13 protein-coding genes are annotated in these 18,370 nt (G+C 65.6%); 6 read left to right on the plus strand and 7 right to left on the minus strand.

Features of this window, described 5'->3' with window-relative positions:
* Positions 1 to 49: 49 nt before the first annotated feature.
* Together metG and U5782_RS05930 are read right to left on the minus strand one after the other, a co-directional pair.
* The gene (gene metG / locus U5782_RS05925) at positions 50 to 2,197 is read right to left on the minus strand and encodes a methionine--tRNA ligase (protein WP_322042889.1); all 2,148 of its coding nucleotides are present in this window, start codon (positions 2,195 to 2,197) and stop codon (positions 50 to 52) included.
* Between the two features lie 454 nt (positions 2,198 to 2,651).
* Positions 2,652 to 3,302, minus strand: coding sequence for an OmpA family protein (locus U5782_RS05930; protein ID WP_322042890.1), 651 nt, complete (start codon positions 3,300 to 3,302; stop codon positions 2,652 to 2,654).
* Positions 3,303 to 3,629: 327 nt separating this feature from the next.
* On the opposite strand from U5782_RS05930, the gene apbC reads away from it, so the two are divergent.
* The 5 genes from apbC to U5782_RS05955 all read left to right on the plus strand — a co-directional run bounded on the left by apbC (position 3,630) and on the right by U5782_RS05955 (position 9,297).
* A complete protein-coding gene (apbC, locus tag U5782_RS05935; protein WP_322042891.1) occupies positions 3,630 to 4,718 on the plus strand; it encodes an iron-sulfur cluster carrier protein ApbC in 1,089 nt (362 codons plus the stop codon).
* A 186-nt stretch (positions 4,719 to 4,904) separates the two neighbouring features.
* Positions 4,905 to 5,441, plus strand: a complete 537-nt coding sequence (locus tag U5782_RS05940; RefSeq protein WP_322042892.1) for a superoxide dismutase family protein — start codon at positions 4,905 to 4,907, stop codon at positions 5,439 to 5,441.
* 197 nt (positions 5,442 to 5,638) lie between these two features.
* The gene (gene dcd / locus U5782_RS05945) at positions 5,639 to 6,208 is read left to right on the plus strand and encodes a dCTP deaminase (protein WP_322042893.1); all 570 of its coding nucleotides are present in this window, start codon (positions 5,639 to 5,641) and stop codon (positions 6,206 to 6,208) included.
* Positions 6,209 to 6,298: 90 nt separating this feature from the next.
* Positions 6,299 to 8,578 (plus strand): arginine/lysine/ornithine decarboxylase, encoded by a 2,280-nt coding sequence (locus tag U5782_RS05950; RefSeq protein ID WP_322042894.1) that lies wholly within the window; start codon positions 6,299 to 6,301, stop codon positions 8,576 to 8,578.
* Positions 8,579 to 8,595: 17 nt separating this feature from the next.
* Positions 8,596 to 9,297 carry a lysozyme inhibitor LprI family protein gene (locus tag U5782_RS05955; protein WP_322042895.1) on the plus strand — a complete coding sequence of 234 codons (702 nt, stop codon included), beginning with the start codon at positions 8,596 to 8,598 and terminating at the stop codon, positions 9,295 to 9,297.
* A 91-nt stretch (positions 9,298 to 9,388) separates the two neighbouring features.
* Here U5782_RS05955 and U5782_RS05960 read toward each other — a convergent pair whose 3' ends face one another.
* From U5782_RS05960 to U5782_RS05970, 3 genes are all read right to left on the minus strand, one after another.
* Positions 9,389 to 10,318 (minus strand): bestrophin family protein, encoded by a 930-nt coding sequence (locus U5782_RS05960; protein ID WP_322042896.1) that lies wholly within the window; start codon positions 10,316 to 10,318, stop codon positions 9,389 to 9,391.
* A 266-nt stretch (positions 10,319 to 10,584) separates the two neighbouring features.
* Positions 10,585 to 11,991, minus strand: coding sequence for an argininosuccinate lyase (gene argH, locus U5782_RS05965; RefSeq protein ID WP_322042897.1), 1,407 nt, complete (start codon positions 11,989 to 11,991; stop codon positions 10,585 to 10,587).
* A 166-nt stretch (positions 11,992 to 12,157) separates the two neighbouring features.
* Positions 12,158 to 12,988: a helix-turn-helix transcriptional regulator gene (locus tag U5782_RS05970; RefSeq protein ID WP_322042898.1), complete on the minus strand. Its 831-nt coding sequence runs from the start codon at positions 12,986 to 12,988 to the stop codon at positions 12,158 to 12,160.
* A gap of 252 nt (positions 12,989 to 13,240) precedes the next feature.
* Here U5782_RS05970 and U5782_RS05975 point away from each other — a divergent pair, with 252 nt between their 5' ends.
* A complete protein-coding gene (locus tag U5782_RS05975; protein WP_322042899.1) occupies positions 13,241 to 14,005 on the plus strand; it encodes a class I SAM-dependent methyltransferase in 765 nt (254 codons plus the stop codon).
* 51 nt (positions 14,006 to 14,056) lie between these two features.
* Here the strand turns inward: U5782_RS05975 and U5782_RS05980 are convergent, their stop codons facing one another.
* Entirely contained in the window at positions 14,057 to 15,082 is a 1,026-nt protein-coding gene (locus tag U5782_RS05980) for a hypothetical protein (RefSeq protein ID WP_322042900.1), read from the minus strand.
* Positions 15,083 to 15,172: 90 nt separating this feature from the next.
* A complete protein-coding gene (ppc, locus tag U5782_RS05985) occupies positions 15,173 to 18,280 on the minus strand; it encodes a phosphoenolpyruvate carboxylase (protein WP_322042901.1) in 3,108 nt (1,035 codons plus the stop codon).
* Between the last annotated feature and the right edge of the window lie 90 nt (positions 18,281 to 18,370).

An 18,370-nucleotide genomic window follows, 5' to 3' on the forward strand; every position in this document is an offset into this window, starting at 1 on the left:
AGCAGCACGCAGGATCACTGCACGGCCTGCATCTCATTCGCGCGGAGCACTACCGCACTCGCATCCCCGGCTTCGCGCCGCTATGCGGTTCGAGGATATAAAGCCCCGGTTCAGCCTTCTCATCCGCCGCCGAAGCCGCGAGCACCATCCCTTCCGACATGCCGAACTTCATCTTGCGCGGCGCGAGGTTCGCGACCATCACCGTCAGCTTGCCCTTGAGGTCTTCCGGCTTGTAGGCCGAGCGGATACCCGAGAACACGTTGCGCGTCTTTTCTTCGCCTACGTCGAGCGTGAGTTGCAGCAACTTGTCCGACCCTTCGACGATATTGCAGTCGACGATCAGCGCCACGCGCAGATCGATCTTCGCGAAGTCGTCGATCGAGATGGTCTCCGGCGTTTCGTCGGCAGCGGGCTTCTTCGCGGCTTCCTTCGAGGCCTTCGACTTCTTGTTCGCGTCGGCTGCTGCTGCAGGCGCATCGGTCGCCTGGAGCGAGTCGCGGTTGGCGGCCAGCAGGGCTTCGATCTGCTTCGGATCGACGCGCGTCATCAGATGCTTGTACGCGTTGATCGGCTGTTGCGACGAGAGCGCGCGGCCGGCATCGGCCCACGTGAGCGGCGCGATGGCGAGGAACTGTTCCACGCCTTCGGCCAGTTGCGGCAGCACCGGCTTGAGCGCGAGCGAGAGCAGGCGGAATGCCTCCAGGCTCACGGTGCAGGTTTCATGCAGCGCGACGGCATTGGCCGGGTCCTTGGCCTGTTCCCACGGCTTGGCCGTATCGACGTAAGCGTTCACCGCATCGGCGAGTTCCATCGTCTGGCGCAGCGCGCGGCTGTACTCGCGTGCTTCGTAGTGCGCGGCGATCTGCGGGATCGCGGCGCGCATCTGTTCCAGCAGCGGATGGTTCATCGCGCTGTCCTGCACGCGGCCCTCGAAACGCTTGATGAGGAAGCCCGCCGCGCGGCTCGCGATGTTGATGTACTTGCCGACGAGGTCGCTGTTCACGCGCGCCTGGAAGTCGTCGAGGTTCAGGTCGAGATCTTCCATCGTGCTGTTGAGCTTCGCCGCGAAGTAGTAGCGCAGCCACTCGGGGTTCAGGCCCGTCGTCACATAGCTTTCCGCGGTGATGAAGGTGCCGCGCGACTTCGACATCTTCGCGCCGTCCACCGTGAGGAAGCCGTGCGCGAACACGTTGGTCGGCGTGCGATGGCCCGAGAATTCGAGCATCGCCGGCCAGAACAGCGTGTGGAAATACAGGATGTCCTTGCCGATGAAGTGGTATTGCTCGGTCTTCGAACCGGGCTTCACCCACGCGTCGAAATCGAGACCGCGTTTTTCGGCGAGATTCTTGAAGCTCGCGTAGTAGCCGACCGGCGCGTCTAGCCACACGTAGAAGTACTTGCCGGGCGCGCCCGGAATCTCGAAGCCGAAGTAGGGCGCGTCACGCGAGATGTCCCAGTCGGCGAGCTTCGATTCGCCCGCGTCGCCCAGCCACTCGCGCATCTTGTTGGTCGCTTCCGGCTGTGCGAGGCCTTCCACCCAGCCGCGCAGGAACTGCTCGCAGCGCGGGTCCGAGAGGCGGAAGAAGTGGTGCGTCGAGGTCTTGCGGATGGGCGTTGCGCCCGAGACCACCGAGTACGGGTTCTTCAGGTCGGTGGGCGCGTAGGTCGAGCCACACACTTCGCAGTTGTCGCCGTACTGGTCCTTCGCGCCACACTTGGGGCACTCGCCCTTGATGAAGCGGTCCGGCAGGAACATGTTCTTGACCGGATCGTAGGCCTGCTCGATGTCGCGCGTCTCGATCAGACCCGCGTCCTTGAGCGCCAGATAGACCGATTCCGAGAGCACGCGGTTCTCGTCCGAATCGGTCGAATAGTAATTGTCGAAGGAAACGCCGAAGCTGTCGAAGTCGCGCTTGTGCTCTTGCCAGACGCGCGCGATCAGTTGCTGCGGCGTGAGGCCTTCCTTCTCGGCGCGCAACATGATGGGCGTGCCGTGCGTGTCGTCGGCACCGACGTAGTAGACCTCGTGGCCATGCATTCGCAGCGCACGGACCCAGATGTCCGTCTGGATGTACTCGACCAGGTGGCCGATGTGGATCTGGCCGTTGGCATACGGCAGAGCAGACGTGACGAGAATCTGGCGGCCGCTCGGGACGCTGGAGGCGCCGGCGGCGAGGTCGGTGGCGGATGCTGACATAAGTGACTGGACGTCCGATGTTGCGGGGGAAACCGCGATTTTAGCAGGGCGGGCGCGCGACGCGTTTGGGCTCCGGCGGGGGCGCGAACGAGTGTTGGGCGATGCAGACTGGATGGTGAGGCAGCCGACGCGAAGGACTCACGCGGCGCGCGACACAAATGTGACGCGAAGGCGACGCAAAAGCGACAAAAAACGCGGGCAAAAAAAACCGGGGCAGGATGGCCCCGGAGCAACAACGACAAGAGGAGAATGGTGCCGCGGCGGCATGACCGCACACGTACCGTAAAGACAGACCGCGCTATTTCGCGAGAGTTCGAAAATTTTTTCGATTCCCCTGCAAGTCTTGTCGGACAGGGCTGGCGGCGGCCTCAATGCAAACGGGACGGCTTCGCAGCCGTCCCGTTTGTCTGTCGCTGTTTTATCCGGCGCATGCGCCGGATTCAGCCCGCTGCGCTTACTGCGCGTGCTGCGCCGTCGCGCGCAGATAGATTTCCACGCGGCGGTTCGCGGTGCGACCCGCTTCGGTGCTGTTGTCGGCGATCGGTTGCGTGTCGCCGCGGCCTTCAGCCGACATGCGCTGCATCTGGATGCCGCGACCGGCCAGGTAGTTCACGACGCTTTGCGCGCGGTTGACCGACAGCGTCTGGTTGTACGCCGGCTGGCCGGTGTTATCCGTATGGCCCACGACCTGTGCGACCACTTCCGGGTTCTGCTGCAGCGTCTGCGCGACCTGGTCGAGCACCGGCGCGAACGACGGCTTGATCGCGTAGCTGTTGGTGTCGAAGGTCACGTTGCTCGGGATGTTGAGCTTGAGCGAGCCGTCCGGCTGCTCGGTGATCTGCGTGCCGGTGCCCTTGGTCGCGCCCGACAGCTTGTTGTGGATGGCTTGCCAGTTGTAGCCGGTGATGCCGCCAACCAGTGCGCCTGCGCCCGCACCGATCGCCGCGCCCTTGCCGCCGCCGAAGATCGCGCCGATCGCGGCGCCCGTGCCCGCGCCGACGCCAGTGCCGACGGCCGTGTTGGTGCCCTGCTGGGTTGCGCAGCCGGCGACGAGCGCACCGGCAACAGCGAAGACGGACAGACGGGTCAAGATCTTAGTGTTCATTTTCAATCCTCTCTTGAGTGAAACGGGAAGGCTGCAACGTGCCGCCCGGCGGCCCCGACTGCGGTCAGGGTCTTCGGACGACGTGAGGCGGCAGCTACTACAATGACGGCTTGAGCGCCTGTGCGATTCGTCCCGCATCTAGTTCATAGTTGCTCGACGAGCGCTTGACAAGCACTGGCCTGGCGCGAAAAGGCGGCTGCCGCGAAGCGTGCCTTGCCGCAGGTAATTGCGCAATCCAGCTTAACAATTTCTTTCGATTTCCGGCGTCCAGACGGCCTATGAAGAAGCCGCCCCGCGCGCCGGATTCGTCTTCCCCACGGAGTTTCAATGAGCATTGATCGGGCATTGGTGGACGCCACGCTGGCGGCCCTCGCGGATCCGAATACGGGACGCCCCTACGCGACGTCCAAGGGCGTGCGCAACGTCGCGATCGACGGCGAAACGGTTGACGTCGAGATCGTGCTCGGCTATCCGGCGAAGAGCCAGTACGAGGCGATCCGCGCCCACGTGGCCGGCGCGCTCGCCGCGGTGCCGGGCGTCAAGGCGAGCCGCGTGACGGTGCGTCATGAAGTCGCCGCGCATACGGTGCAGCGCGGCGTGAAACTCTTGCCTAACGTCAAGAACATCGTGGCCGTGGCCTCGGGCAAGGGCGGCGTCGGCAAGAGCACGACCGCCGTGAACCTGGCGCTTGCGCTGGCCGCCGAAGGCGCGTCGGTCGGCATCCTCGATGCGGACATCTACGGCCCCTCGCTGCCGATGATGCTCGGCATCGCCGGCCGCCCGGAATCGCCCGACGGCCAGTCGATGAACCCGCTCGAAGGTCATGGCGTGCAGGCCAACTCGATCGGCTTCCTGGTCGACCAGGACAACCCGATGGTCTGGCGCGGCCCGATGGCCACCTCCGCGCTCGAACAGCTGCTGCGGCAGACGAACTGGCGCGAACTCGACTACCTTGTGGTCGACATGCCGCCGGGCACCGGCGACATCCAGCTCACGCTCTCGCAGCGCGTGCCCGTCACGGGCGCCGTGATCGTGACGACGCCGCAGGACATCGCGCTGCTCGACGCGAAGAAGGGCCTCAAGATGTTCGAGAAGGTGGGCATTCCGATTCTCGGCATCGTCGAGAACATGGCCGTGCACGTCTGCTCGAACTGCGGTCATGCCGAGCATATCTTCGGCGCGGGCGGTGGCGAGCGCATGGCGAAGGAATATGGCGTCGAGGTGCTCGGCAGCCTGCCGCTCGATATTTCGATCCGCGAGCAGGCCGACTCGGGCGCGCCCACGGTCGTGGCCGCCCCAGACAGCGCCGTCGCCGGCACCTACAAGGCGATCGCGCGCCGCATCGCGATCCAGATCGCCGAGCGCTCGCGCGACATGAGCTCGAAATTCCCGACCATCGTCGTGCAGAACACCTGAGCCCGCGGGCCGCGTCGAGCCTGCCTGCGAAGGCACGCCGCGTGCGCCCGGGACAGCCCAGGCCCGCGGCGTGCGGCCTTGCGCGCACAGCGGGCGCGCGGACGCTCGCCTGCGCGGTATCATGTGGGATTCATGGGTCCGGATCGACGGCCGCAAGGGGCGGCCGTGCGCCGGCAAGAGGATCGCATGGGTAAAGGAAACGACAGGCAGGCGGGGAACGCAGTCGTACTGGTCGTGATGACGGGCATGCTGCTGGGCGGCTGCACGAGCTTCATGGGCCAGCAGGACAAGCGTGCGGGCACGCAGCTTCAGCCCACCGTCGGCAGCCAGGTGCGCGGCACCGTGTCGTTCGTCGAGCATTCGGACGGCGTGCAGGTGAGCTACAACCTCGCCGGTCTGCCGCCCGACTCCGACCATGCGCTGCAAGTGCACGAGCGCGGCGACTGCAACGCGACCGACGCATCGAGCGCCGGCGCGGTCTTCGCCCCCGGCTCCGAACACCTGAAGCCCGGCGCGCGCGTGGCGGGCGACCTCGGCAACATTCATGCGGACTCGAACGGCGTCGCCACCGGTTTCATCGTCGCGACGGACGTGTCGCTCGACGGCGTGCGCTCGGTGCTACAGCGCGCCGTGATCGTGCATCACGACGCCATCGACCCGTATGCCTACCCGCAGCGCGGCACCGGCGCGGCGCTCGCGTGCGGCGTGATCAAGGCGCAGTAAGGCGCTGGCAACACGCTCTGAACGTCCGCGAAAGCGATGCCAAAGCGGCACGCGAGCGCAATTCAGGCACACCGACTCACATCGCGTAAAATAGGCGCCTTTCGCGAGGCACCGGCCGGCCCAATGGGCGCGGGGCGGGCCTGACGCGACGTTTTCCTTTTCGTTCCCCGTTTTTCTACTGGACCGCAGCGAGCAACATGGCAATCAAATCCGACAAGTGGATCCGGCGCATGGCCGAAGAGCAGAAGATGATCGAGCCGTTCGTGCGCGACCAGATCCGCACGTCGGAAGACGGTCGCAAGATCGTCAGCTACGGCACGTCGAGCTACGGCTACGACATTCGCTGCGCCGACGAATTCAAGATCTTCACGAACATCAATTCGACCATCGTCGACCCGAAGAACTTCGACGAAAAGTCGTTCGTGGACTTCAAGGGCGACGTCTGCATCATCCCGCCGAACTCGTTCGCGCTGGCCCGCACGGTCGAATACTTCCGCATCCCGCGCAGCGTCCTGACGGTGTGCCTCGGCAAGTCGACCTATGCGCGTTGCGGCATCATCGTGAACGTGACGCCGTTCGAACCCGAGTGGGAAGGCTACGTCACGCTCGAATTCTCGAATACGACACCTTTGCCTGCCAAAATCTACGCGAACGAAGGCGTAGCCCAGGTGCTCTTCTTCGAGAGCGACGAGGTCTGCGAAGTGTCTTACGCGGATCGCGGCGGCAAGTATCAAGGCCAGCACGGCGTCACGCTGCCGAAGACCTGACGTTCGAGCGCACTTAACCCACTGGTTACACGACATACGGGGGCCGCTGCGCGTTACATGCAGCGGTCGTTTCTTTTGGAGAATCGCCCCATGAAGTTTCGTTTTCCCGTCGTCATCATCGACGAAGACTTTCGCTCCGAGAACATCTCGGGTTCCGGCATCCGGGCACTGGCCGAAGCCATCGAGAAAGAGGGCGCGGAAGTCCTCGGGCTGACGAGCTACGGCGACCTCACGTCGTTCGCGCAGCAATCGAGCCGCGCGGCCTGCTTCATCCTGTCGATCGACGACGACGAGCTGCTGCCCTACGTGGAAGGCGCGGACGGCGAAGCGCCGGAGCACGCGCCCGCGATCGTCGCGCTGCGCGCGTTCATGGAAGCGGTGCGCAAGCGCAACGCCGACATCCCCATCTTCCTGTACGGCGAAACGCGCACCTCGCGCCATCTGCCCAACGACATCCTGCGCGAGCTGCACGGCTTCATTCACATGTTCGAGGACACGCCGGAGTTCGTCGCGCGTCACGTCATTCGTGAAGCGAAGGTGTATCTCGACGCGCTGTCGCCGCCGTTCTTCAAGGAACTCGTCAAGTACGCCGACGAAGGCTCGTACTCGTGGCACTGCCCGGGTCACTCGGGCGGCGTGGCGTTCCTGAAGAACCCGCTCGGCCAGATGTTCCACCAGTTCTTCGGCGAAAACATGCTGCGCGCCGACGTCTGCAACGCGGTCGAGGAACTCGGCCAGCTGCTCGATCACACCGGCCCGGTCGCGGCTTCGGAGCGCAACGCCGCGCGCATCTTCAGCGCCGACCACGTGTTCTTCGTGACCAACGGCACGTCCACGTCGAACAAGATCGTCTGGCACGCAACGGTAGCTCCCGGCGACATCGTGCTGGTGGACCGCAACTGCCACAAGTCGATCCTGCACGCGATCACGATGACGGGCGCGATCCCCGTGTTCCTCACGCCGACGCGCAACAACTTCGGCATCATCGGCCCGATTCCGCGCGACGAGTTCAAGCCGGAAAACATCCGCAAGAAGATCGAGGCGAACCCGTTCGCCCGTGAAGCGCTCGAGAAGAACCCGAACGTCAAGCCGCGCATTCTCACGATCACGCAGAGCACGTACGACGGCGTGGTCTACAACGTCGAGATGATCAAGGACCTGCTCGGCGACATGCTCGACACGCTGCACTTCGACGAAGCCTGGCTGCCGCACGCCGAATTCCACGAGTTCTACCAGGACATGCACGCGATTGGCGCGGGCCGTCCGCGTACGAAGGCGCTGGTGTTCGCGACGCACTCCACGCACAAGCTGCTCGCCGGCATCTCGCAGGCCTCGCAGATCGTCGTGCAGGATTCGGAAGACAGCGCGTTCGACCGTCACCGCTTCAACGAAGCGTATCTGATGCACACGTCCACCTCGCCGCAGTACGCGATCATCGCGTCGTGCGACGTGGCCGCGGCCATGATGGAAGCGCCGGGCGGCCCGGCGCTGGTGGAAGAGTCGATCGCCGAAGCGCTCGACTTCCGCCGCGCCATGCGCAAGGTCGACGCCGAATACGGCGACGACTGGTTCTTCCAGGTCTGGGGTCCGGAGGATCTGGCCGAGGAAGGCATCGGCTCGCGCGAAGACTGGATCCTGCGCCCGAACGACCACTGGCACGGCTTCGGCAACCTCGCCGAAGGCTTCAACATGCTCGACCCGATCAAGGCGACCATCGTCACGCCGGGTCTGGACGTGGACGGCGAATTCGGCGAGACCGGCATTCCGGCCGCTATCGTCACGAAGTACCTGGCCGAGCACGGCATCATCGTCGAGAAGACCGGCCTGTACTCGTTCTTCATCATGTTCACGATCGGCATCACGAAGGGCCGCTGGAACTCGATGGTGACCGAGCTGCAACAGTTCAAGGACGACTACGACAACAACCAGCCGCTGTGGCGCGTGCTGCCCGAGTTCGTCGCGCAGCACCCGATGTACGAGCGCGTGGGCCTGCGCGATCTGTGTCAGCAGATCCACAGCGTCTACCGCGCCAACGACATCGCGCGCCTGACGACCGAGATGTATCTGTCGACGATGGAACCGGCGATGAAGCCGTCCGACGCGTTCGCCAAGCTCGCGCACCGCGAGATCGACCGCGTGGCCATCGACGAACTCGAAGGCCGTGTCACGTCGATCCTGCTCACGCCGTACCCGCCGGGCATTCCGCTGCTGATTCCGGGCGAGCGCTTCAACAAGACGATCGTGAACTACCTGAAGTTCGCGCGCGAATTCAACGAGCGCTTCCCGGGCTTCCACACCGATATCCACGGGCTCGTGGGCGAGACCATCAACGGCCGCGTCGAGTACTTCGTGGATTGCGTGCGCGCCTGAGCACGGTGACACGCGGCATGACGGTGCGGTTCCTGCGTTCGTTCGCGACGGCGTGCACGCTGGCGGCGCTTTTCGCGGCTGGCGTGGTAACGCCGACGGCGCACGCCGAAGTCTCGGCGGCCGATCCGATCGACGCGGGCATGCGCGCGTGTCTCGCGCGCGCGGACCGTTCGTCGACGGCGGGGCAGGTGCAGTGTATGGACGACGCACGCACGGCCTGGCGCAGCGCCGCCGACGCCGCGTTCGTGCAACTGCTGGCGAAACTGCCGCCCGCGCAGCAGCGGCGCTGGCGGGCGAGCCAGCAGAAGTGGGTCGCCTGGCGCGACGCCGAGGACACCATGCTCGGCGCCGCCTTTGCGACCACGAGCGGCTCGTCGTATCAGATCTACGAGGCGGACATGCGCCTGCAACCGGTGCGTGACCGCGCGCTCGCGCTGCGCGGCGCGGCGGCCACAGCATCGGGCCAGCCCGTGCGTGCCCGCGCCTGTAGCGCCGATGCGCGCTGCGAACACGTCAGCTTCGATCTGAACCGCTACTACCGTCAGCTCTACGCACGCATGCCGAAGCACGCGCGGCCCGCCGTGGCGCGCGCGCAGAGCGCATGGCGCGCGTATCGCGACGCGACCACGCCACTCATCGACGAGCATGCGCGGCTCGATCTGCTGGGCGCGCGGCTGGCGACGCTCAAGCGTTTGTCGGAGACGGTCAATAACCGTTGAGCCGCTGCCCGATCCCATGAAAAAACAGGCGTGAATCCTTGCGATTCACGCCTGTTTTACTTTGCGGCTGCGGCTTCGATGCGCGGCGGCCTCAATCGAGCACGCATTGCCCCGGCGCGGGCTGCGGCAGCGTGGTTGGGTCGCCGAGCAGATCGTGCAGCGCGGCCTCGATGCCAATCGACATCGTATTGAGCGCGAGGTCGTTATCCTCGGTGCCGAACGGATCTTCGATCTGCGAGGCGATCGCCTCGTGCGCCATAAACGCGTAGGCCACGAATACGGCAAAGACCGGCGTGAGCGCGCCGATGCTGTCCACCAGACCGAAGGGCAGCAGCGCGCAGAAGAAGTAGACGGTGCGGTGGATCATCACCGTATAGGCGAACGGCAGCGGCGTGGAGACGATGCGCTCGCAGCCGCCGATCACATCGGACAGCCCGTTGAGATTGCGCTCGAAGGCGAGCACGGCGTAGCCGTCGACACGGCCCGCGCGCACTTCGCCGCGCAGCCATTCCGACGCGCACAGCACGATCGTCATGGGGCGGTAGCGCGAGGCCATGACGCGCTCGAACACTTCGCGCGGCAGACGCGCTTCGAGATCCGCGCGCGGGTCGGTGTTGCGCAGTTGGTGGCGCAGCGCATGGGGCAGCGCGCAGAGCAGTTCGACGAATGGGCGGGCCTGCGCGTTCGTGCTGTCGCTTTGCGGGCCTTGCACCAGGGCGAGCGACTGGCGCGCGAGCGAGCGCGTCTCGTTGAGCATTTGCCCCCAGAGCTTGCGGCCTTCCCAGTAGCGGTCGTAGCTCGCGTTGTTGCGAAAGCCGAGGAACACGGCCAATGCGATGCCGATCAGCGAGAACGGCACGGTGCTCATGTTCACCGTCACGCGCAGGATGTGATCGTGCGCGGCCACGGCGACGATCGACAGACACAGCACGATAGCGAGGCGCGGCAGCAGTTGCGGCAGGACGGAGCCGCGCCACGCGAGCAGCATGCGGAACCAGTTGAGGTGAGGGCGGACGATCATGAGTGCGTGCAGGTCTGGGCCGAACGGGCAACCCTGCAACGATACGATGCCAGGGCGGCGGATCACAAGCGGATCCAACCGTTCGTTTTTTTCGATCAACCCTCGATCGTAGGCTGGCGTGAGCCCGGACGAGGCGCACACTTCGCGCGGTTTGCAGCGGGTACAGCGCAACACAACGCGTAACGAAGACATCCAGACGAAAAAAACGGGGCGCGCGACGATGTCCGTCGCGCGCCCCGTTTCAAGGCATACCGCCTGCTGTGCGCTTACTTGAGCGCCGCGCGAGCTACCGCGATAGCTGCACGAACTTGCTCGGGCGCGGTGCCGCCCGGGTGATTGCGCGCCGAGACCGAGCCTTCGAGCGTGAGCACTTCGAACACGTCTTCAGCCAGCAGATCTGCCACCGCCGGCAGTTCGCGGCGCATTTCGTCGAGCGTGAGGTCGGCCAGATCGCAGTCGCGATCGACGCAGATACGCACCGCGTGCGCCACGGCTTCGTGCGCGTCGCGGAACGGCAGACCCTTCTTGACGAGGTAGTCGGCGAGATCGGTGGCCGTCGAGAAGCCTTGCAGCGCGGCGGCGCGCATCGCCTGTTCCTTGACCGTGATGCCCGCGACCATTTCCGCGAAGATGCGCAGCGTGTCCGCGACCGTATCGACGGTGTCGAACAGCGGCTCCTTGTCTTCCTGGTTGTCCTTGTTGTACGCGAGCGGCTGGCCCTTCATCAGCGTGAGCAGGCCCATCAGATGGCCGTTCACGCGGCCGGTCTTGCCGCGCGCGAGTTCGGGCACGTCCGGGTTCTTCTTCTGCGGCATGATCGACGAGCCGGTGCAGAAGCGGTCGGCGATGTCGATGAAGCCCACGCGCGGGCTCATCCACAGCACGAGTTCTTCCGAGAAGCGCGACACGTGCGTCATCACGAGCGCAGCAGCCGCCGTGAATTCGATCGCGAAGTCGCGGTCGGACACCGCGTCGAGCGAGTTCGCGCAGATGCCGTCGAAGCCCAGCGTCTTCGCCACGGCGTGACGGTCGATCGGGTAGCTCGTGCCCGCGAGTGCGGCCGCGCCCAGCGGCAGGCGGTTCACGCGCTTGCGGCAGTCGACCATGCGCTCGGCGTCGCGCGTGAACATTTCCACGTAGGCGAGCAGGTGATGGCCGAAGGTGACCGGCTGCGCCACTTGCAGGTGGGTGAAGCCGGGCATGATCGTGCCCGAATGCTGTTCGGCCAGGTCGAGCAGCGCGCCGCGCAGGTCGCCCAGCAGGCCGCCGATGCGATCGATTTCGCCGCGCAGCCACAGGCGGATGTCGGTCGCGACCTGGTCGTTACGCGAGCGGCCCGTGTGCAGGCGCTTGCCGGCGTCGCCGATCAGGGCCGTGAGGCGTGCTTCGATGTTCAGGTGCACGTCTTCGAGGTCGAGCTTCCACTCGAACTCGCCGCGCTCGATCTCACCCTTGATCTGCGCCATGCCGCCCTGGATTGCGGCGAGGTCGTCGGCGGAGATGATCTTCTGCGCGGCCAGCATCGACGCGTGCGCGAGCGAGCCCTCGATATCGACGAGGCCAAGTCGCTTGTCGAAGAAAACCGACGACGTATAGCGTTTGACCAGCTCCGACATGGGCTCGGAGAAGCGAGCCGACCAGGCTTCGCCTTTTTTGTGCAGTTGGGACGTCATGGTGATGGGGCGTGAACGAGCGGTGAGAAAGCGTGCTGCGCGGCAGGGCGCTAGAGGCGGATTGAAGCGGATCGAATCGCAGCCTCGCGCCGCGCGCAGCGGGAAAGTTATCGATTTTACCATCGGCGCGCACCGCTTCCCGGGGGAGCGGGCGCGGCGCGCTGGCTCAGAGCCGCACGAGGACGACCAGCTTGAGGTCTTCGCGGTGCGCGGGCTTGAGGGTGATCTGGTCGTAGGCGACGCGGCCGTGGCGCGGATGGTTGAACTCGCGCCGCCCGCCCTCGCGCTCGAACACGTCCTGCGAGGCCCAGTAGCGCGCGAACGCGTCGCTCGAAGCCAGCAGCGAATCGATCAGCGCGCGCGTGGGCGCGTCATTCAGATGGCGGATCGAATCGGCGCGGAACTCGGCGGCCAGACGGCGCGCGCGAGTCTCCCAGTCGACGATCAACTCCTGGCCAAGCGCTTCGGTGAAGGTGAAGCGCAGCAGGTTGCGGTCGTGCTCGCCGTCGAGCCAGCCGGTAAAGAGATCGGCGGCATGGGTGTTCCAGGCGATCGCGGTCCACTGGCGGTCGAGCACGTAGGCGGGCGCGTCCACCAGCTGCACGGTTTGCAGCAGCGTGGCGGGCGCGTCGGCGGCGCCGGGCGCATCGGGCTCGGCGGGGTCGCGCTGCGCGGCCAGCTCGAACAGATAGGCGCGCTCGGCGCGCGAGAGCTGCAGCGCCACGGCGATGCGCGCAAGTGCATCCGCCGAGGCCGACACCGGCCGGCCCTGCTCGATCCACGTGTACCAGGTCGGGCTCACGCCGCATAGTTGGGCGACTTCCTCGCGGCGCAGGCCGGGCGTGCGGCGGCGCGGGCCCGGCGGCAGGCCGACGGCCTCGGGCGAAAGCCGCTCGCGATGGGCGCGGATGAATTCGCCCAGCGCGCGCGCGGGCGTGGCGTCGAGGGTCTTGGCGGAACCGGCGTCCGTAGACGCGGCGCGGGTATCGATACTCATGAAGACAGGAAACCGGGGCAGGTGCTGTTGATACCAGAATAATTGCTTAACTTGTACTGGTACAGAAGGGGCTCTATTGTAACGGCAGACGCGACGCCGGGCCGCCGCGTCAACCGCCCGGGGAACCCCAGGCGCCGTGCCGCCAGGCTCGATGGCGGCGCGGCGCACCATGAAGACACGACACGCGCGCAGCACGCCCAACACCCAGGGCGTTCAAGGCGTGTGCACACCCCGCAAAAACAGGAGCATGCGATGAAGCATCACGATCAGGTCGCCGACGCCTTCGGCTCGACCGCCGCCGCCTATCTCACGAGCCAGGTCCACGCGAGCGGCGCGGATCTGGAGAACCTCGCCGCCACCTTCGCGGCGACCTGCGGCAATGCGACGGTGCTGGACATGGGCTGCGGCGCGGGTCACGCGAGCTTCGCCGTGGCGCCGCACGTGCGCGAAGTGGTGGCTTACGACATCGCGCCGCCGATGCTCGCGACTGTCGAGGCGGCCGCCAAAGAGCGCGGCCTCACCCGCATCCGCACGCAACAGGGCGCCGCTGAAACGCTCCCGTTCGCGGACGGCTCTTTTAACTGGGCGATCAGTCGCATGAGCGCGCATCACTGGCGCGACGTGCCGCGTGCGCTCGGCGAAGTGCATCGCGTGCTCAAGCCGGGCGGCCGCCTCAAGTTCATCGACATTGCGGGTATCGACGATCCGCTCTACGACACGCATATCCAGGCCGTGGAAGTGCTGCGCGACGCTTCGCATATCCGCGACTATCGCGCGGACGAGTGGGTCGCGATGCTCGACGGCGCGGGTTTCGATGCGACGGTGACCGAGCGCTGGCGCATCGCGATCGACTTCGATACGTGGGTGGCGCGCATGCGCACGCCGACCGAACGCGTCACGGCGATCCGCTCGATGTGGACGAGCGCGCCCGACGAGGTGCGTCAGTATTTCGACGTGCAGGCCGATCAGTCCTTCAAGCTCGATGCGTTGATGATCGAGGCGACGCGGCGGGATTGAGGCGACGCGCCGTGCGAGGGCGCACGCGTAGGCGGAGCGCCCTCGGCGGACTCAGAAAAAGGGATTCGGCTCGTCACGCGCCTGGTTCACTTCGGCTTCCGTGCAAGGCGCGACCGACTTGCCACGCATCATCACGCATTGACGCGTCAAGCCGGTCTTCAAGTCCGTCGACGGACCTTCGACGCGCAGCGCGCCATCTGCCATCCGCGTGATGAGTTCCATCGACGATTTCGGGAACCGGTAACCCCCCATGTCCAGATCCTCGCTAGTCTCGCCCAGCGTCTCGCCCGACCATGACTTGAGGTCGAGCGCCGGGCCATAGTGGGCTTTCATCCTGAAGAGGGGGAAGCCGAACGAGGCGACGGTGGTGTCTCCGCCGCCTCCGTTTGAGCGGGCTTCCCAGTACAGCACCCAGTCGTTGGCCTGATTCCGCAACGTGCTTCCGGCGGGCCAGCGCATGCCGCCGAGCGTCAGACTCGCGGCGAGCGAGCAACCCAGCAACTGTGGCGGCTGCGAAGCGACATCGAAATGGGTCGACCTTTCGTCGTCTGTGCAGGTCCAGCGTGTTGCGACCGTTTGATCGTGCGTGAGCGTGACGTTCACGGTGTGTGCCGCATATCCGTCGATCTGAAGTTCCCGGATTTCTACCGCTCCCCACTTCACGGGGCGCTCACTGCGGGCGAAGACCGGTGTGCGGGACCAGCGCCCGAATCCCGCCTGGAGATAGTCGATCTCGCTGCCGGCCGGAAACGTTGCGCCCGCGATGACAACAGGACGGGCCGCGGTTTCGGTTGTCATGTCGTTCTTTGATCCGAAGGCATCCGCCCAGAGCGAGTGCGCGGCGAAGAAAAGGGCTGGTGAAAAGAGATAAATCACAGTGGCGGGGAGGCCCCAGCCGCGCCGGATGCTTCTGAAAACAAAGTAGACCGCGGCGACGCTCAGCAGCCAGCCCACCAGCACGATCAGAATCAGCGGGCCCAAGGCGCTGCCAAGGCCAACGGAGCCTTCATCGGCATGGGCCATGCCCGCCACGAACAAAAGTGCGAATACAGTCGTTCCCGTTATCAGTTTTTTCATATGCGAGATCAGCTTGCCCGTGCCTTAAAAGCAAAACCCCGCTGGCGGGCAACCAGCGGGGCTTTAAGCGCGAATCCGACGCGTCGCAACTTAACCCGTATTGCGCAACCCGGCCGCGATCCCGTTGATCGTCAGGTGAATCCCGCGTCGCACGCGCGGGCTCGGGTCGCCTGCGCGATAACGCTTGATCAGCTCGACCTGCAAGTGATTGAGCGGATCGAGGTACGGGAAGCGGTTCTTGATCGAGCGCGCGAGCAGCGGGTTATCGGCGAGACGCCCGTTCGAACCCGTGATCTCGTCGAGCACCTTGGTCGTGCGTTCCCACTCGGCGACGATGCGCTCGAACACGTGCTTGCGCAGCTTCTTGTCGGTCACGAGCTGCGCGTAGCGCGACGCCACCGCGAGGTCGGTCTTGGCGAGCGTCATGTCCATGTTCGAGAGCAGGTTCGCGAAGAACGGCCAGCTCTTGTACATCTTCTTGAACAGCGCGAGGCGCCGTGCGCGTTCGGCATCGCTGCCCGCGTCGTCGAGATATGACGACACCGCGCTGCCGAAACCGTACCAGCCCGTCAGCAGCAGGCGGCACTGGCCCCACGAGAAGCCCCAGGGAATCGCGCGCAGATCGTCGATCTTGCGGTTTTTCGCGTCTTGCAGCTTGCGCGAAGCCGGACGGCTGCCGATGTTGAGTTCGGCGATTTCCGTGATCGGCGTCGAGGCGAAGAAGTAGTCCGTGAAGCCCGGCGTCTCGTAGACGAGCGAACGGTACGCCGCCATCGCATCGTCGGAGAGCTTTTGCATCGTCTCTTCGAACACGGGCAGTTGCTCCGGCGAGTTGCCGTGCGGCAGCAGCGTGGCTTCCAGCGTCGCGGCAATCACCGTTTCCAGATTGCGGCGGCCGATCTCCGGATTGCCGAACTTGCTGGCGATGACTTCGCCCTGCTCGGTCAGGCGGATCTGGCCTTCGACCGTGCCCGGCGGCTGCGAGAGGATGGCGTTGTAGGTCGGACCACCCCCGCGACCCACCGTGCCGCCGCGGCCGTGGAACAGGCGCAGGGTGATGCCGCGCTGCTTGTAGAGCGCGACGAGCGCCAGCTCGGCGCGGTACAGCTCCCAGTTCGAGGTGAGGAAGCCGCCGTCCTTGTTGCTGTCCGAGTAGCCGAGCATGATTTCCTGCTCGTTGCCCTGATGCTCGACGATGCCGTCGATGCCCGGCAGCGCGAGCAGGTCGCGCATGATGCCCGAGGCATGGCGCAAGTCGGGAATCGTCTCGAAGAGCGGAATCACCATCAGCGCGGCCTTGGCGGGATCTTCCGCATGGCCGAGGCGACCGGTCAGCAGGCCGGTTTCCTTTTGCAGCAGCATCACTTCGAGCAGGTCGGAGACCGTTTCGGTGTGCGAGATGATGTAGTTGCGCACCGCGCGCGCGCCGAACTTCTCGCGCGTCACGCGCGCCATTTCCAGCACGCCCAGCTCGCTCTTCACGAGGTCCGAGTAGTCGAGATACGGCGAGCGCAGCGTGCGCGGATCGGCCAGTTGCGCGAGCAGCAGGATCTGCTTGTCTTCTTCGGAGAGCGAAGCATAGTCGGCTTCGACGCCTGCGCGTGCGAGCAGTTCGGTGATCACGGCTTCGTGGATGTCCGAGCTCTGGCGCAGATCGATCGAGGCCAGATGGAAGCCGAATACTTCGACTGCGCGCAATAGCGGGGCGAGACGCGGCGTCGCGAGCGACGCGCCGTGATGCTCGGCGAGCGAGTCCATCAGCACGCGCAGATCGCGCGAAAACTCCGCCGCATCGGCATAAGGTGTTGCACGCACGGGGGCTGCGCCGCGGCCCGCGCTGCGCACGGCCACCACGCCTTCGCCCAGACGCACGCGCGCGCTCGCAGCGAGGCGCGTATAGACGCCGATCAGCGCGCGGCGATACGGTTCGTCCACGCGATGCGGCGACTGGTCGGGCGAGGCGTCGGCCAGCTCCTTCAGTTCGTCGCTCGCGCCGGCCAGCAGGTTCGACACGGACAGCTCCGCGCCCAGCTTGTGCACTTCGTCGAGATAGTGCTGCAGGATCACCTGCGCCTGGCGCTCGCTCGCTTCTTCGAGCGTGGCCGACGTGACGTTCGGATTGCCGTCGCGGTCGCCGCCAATCCAGCTGCCCATCTGGAAGAACGCGGGCAGGCGCGCGGACAGGCCGTGTTCCTTGAGCTGCGTTTCGATCTCGCCGTACAGCGCGGGGATTTCGGTGAGGAAGGTCGTGTGGTAGTACGAGAGCGCGTTCTCGATTTCGTCGCCCACGGTCAGGCGTGCGTCGCGCAGCATGCGCGTCTGCCACAGCGAGGTCACGCGCGCGCGCAGCAGCGCTTCGTTCTGTTCGAGTTCGCGATGCGTGAGCGGCTGGTCGCGCTCGGCCAGCAGGCGCGCGACATCGTGTTGCGAATCGAGCGTGCTCTTGCGCTGCACTTCGGTCGGGTGCGCGGTGAGCACGGGCACGATCAGCGCGTCGTTGAAGAACTGCTGGAGCACGGGCGTAGCGGCCGAACCGGCCTGCGCGAGACGTTCGAGCGAATGCGCGATGGTGCCGGCTTGGGGTGCCGAGCCTTGCAGGTCGTGAATGCGGCGGCGGCGATTGCGATGGCGGTCTTCGGCGATATTCGCAAGATGCGAGAAGTAGCTGAAGGCGCGCACGACGCTCACGGTCTGCTCGGGCGAGAGCGCGCGAAGCTGCTTCTCCAGCGCGAGCGCGGCGGCGTTGTCGTCTTCGCGGCGAAAGCGCACGGCGGTCTGGCGGATCGTTTCCACCACGTCGAACACGGCGTCGCCTTCCTGCTCGCGCAGCACTTCGCCGAGCAGGCGGCCCAGATAGCGGATGTCTTCGAAGAGGGGCTGGTCCTTGTCGTCGCGCGCGCGGCCGTTGCGCGAGGCACCGGCGGCTTTCGGGGCGGATTGCGATGCCGACTTCGCGACCTTGCTGGCCTTCGGCGCTTTTGCGGCCTTCTCAGCCTTCACGGCCTTGCTCGCCTTCGCAGCCTTGGGCGCGCTGGCGGACTCGCTTGCGCTGCGCGTCGCAGCTTTTGTCACGGTCTGGGTCGTTTTTTTCGTGGTCTTCGTGACGGTGGATTTTTCCGCCTGCGCCTCGGCGGCGGAAGATGCGTTCTGCGGTGCGTTGTTGCGGCGCTCTGCGCGCGCCGATCCGGAAGACTTCACGATGTTTTCCTTAAGACTAGCCAGCAATTGCCCTCGATGGGCCGAAGTCGGGCGCGAAAGTCCCAACTCAGGCCAACAGAGGGTGGACAG

This window comes from Paraburkholderia sp. J67 (assembly GCF_905220265.1).
GTDB lineage: Bacteria > Pseudomonadota > Gammaproteobacteria > Burkholderiales > Burkholderiaceae > Paraburkholderia.